General features: G+C 61.0%; 1 protein-coding gene. It reads left to right on the forward strand.

The genetic code is table 11. The features are described 5' to 3' along the window. Positions 1–124: 124 nt before the first annotated feature. Positions 125–1,447, forward strand: a complete 1,323-nt coding sequence (locus FVF58_RS51005) for an IS5 family transposase (RefSeq protein ID WP_149676986.1) — start codon at positions 125–127, stop codon at positions 1,445–1,447. Positions 1,448–1,486: the final 39 nt, after the last annotated feature.

Genomic DNA, 1,486 nt, shown 5'->3' on the forward strand with positions numbered 1-1,486 from the left:
TAGTCCGCCCTGAATAACCCGAAAGGCTTTATGCGACGGAGCTTTGAGGTCGAAATGGTGTTGTGAGATTTGCAGGAACCTGGCACATTAACGCGAGAACCCTGCATTTTTCGACGAGGTGCAGATGGGCCCGAAGACACCTATGCCGGAACAAGATTTCTTCCGGCATCCGCTGCGCGAACAGATCAACCTGAAGCATCCGCTGGTGCGCCTGGCCGAGCTGATCAACTGGGATCGGCTGGGCGTGTTGATGAGCGAGAGCTTCGTGTCCAGCAAAGGTCGACCGGCGAGCTCGCCGCGTCTGATTGCGGGGCTACTGTATTTGCAGCATGCGTTCGATCTGTCGGACGAAGAGGTCGTCTGGCAATGGGTGGAGAATCCGTATTGGCAGGTGTTCACAGGCGAAACGTACTTGCAGACCGAGCCGCCGATCGACCCGTCGAGCCTGACGCGCTGGCGCAAACGGCTGGGAGAAGCCGGCGTTGAAGAGCTGCTGGCCGAGACGATCGAAGCAGCGAAACGTGCCGGCGTGATCAAGGCCGCGAGCGTGAAGCGGGTGATCGTCGACACAACGGTGATGGAAAAAGCGATCGCCCATCCAACCGATTCACGCCTGCTCGAGCGGTGTCGCGAACATCTGGTGAAGGCGGCCGCGCGGCATGGCCTGAAGCTGAGGCAGAACTACAACCGCGAGGCGCCGCGTCTGGGGCTGCAGATTGGCCGCTACGCTCACGCGAAGCAGTACAAACGCATGAGGAAAGCACTGCGCACGCTGCGTTCACGCGTTGGACGGGTGATGCGCGATGTGGAGCGACAGGTCGCCCAGGTGGCAGACCCAGGCCGTGCTGCATTGATGGAGCTGATTGGCCGCACGAAGCGCATCCTGGCGCAAAAGCCGAAAGACAAGAACAAGCTCTATGCGCTGCACGCGCCGGAAGTTGAATGTCTGGCGAAGGGCAAAGCCCGCACACCATACGAATTCGGCGTGAAGGTGTCGATCACGACGACCCACAAGGAAGGCCTCGTAGTTGGGATGCGCTCGATGCCAGGCAATCCGTACGACGGTCACACGCTCGCTGAAGCGCTGGAGCAGGCGGCAATCCTGTGTGACGCCACGCCGGAGGTCGCCATCGTCGACCGTGGCTACAAGGGTGTCGCGGTTGACGGCGTGAAGATCTATCACCCGGGCTTGCGGCGGGGCATCACACGCGGACTTCGCGCGATGATCAGGCGGCGCAGTGCAATCGAGCCAGCCATCGGCCACATGAAGACAGACGGAAAACTCGATCGCAACTGGCTCAAAGGCGCGCTCGGCGATGCGATGCACGCGGTGCTGTGCGGCGCTGGCCACAACCTGCGGATGATCCTGAGGAAGCTGCGGCTTCTTTGCGTCTTCGTTCTCGCTGCCTTGTTCAACCCCAGCGTTGCCGCCGATGTGATGGTGTGACGTCGGCGGCAACGCGAACCGAATTGTTCAGGACGGACT

The organism is Paraburkholderia panacisoli (assembly GCF_008369935.1).
Lineage (GTDB): Bacteria > Pseudomonadota > Gammaproteobacteria > Burkholderiales > Burkholderiaceae > Paraburkholderia > Paraburkholderia panacisoli.

What these genes read in the sequence shown, in the direction of transcription:
- FVF58_RS51005 (WP_149676986.1), top strand. Translation starts at nt 125, where the DNA reads ATGGGCCCGAAGACACCTATGCCGGAACAAGATTTCTTCCGGCATCCG.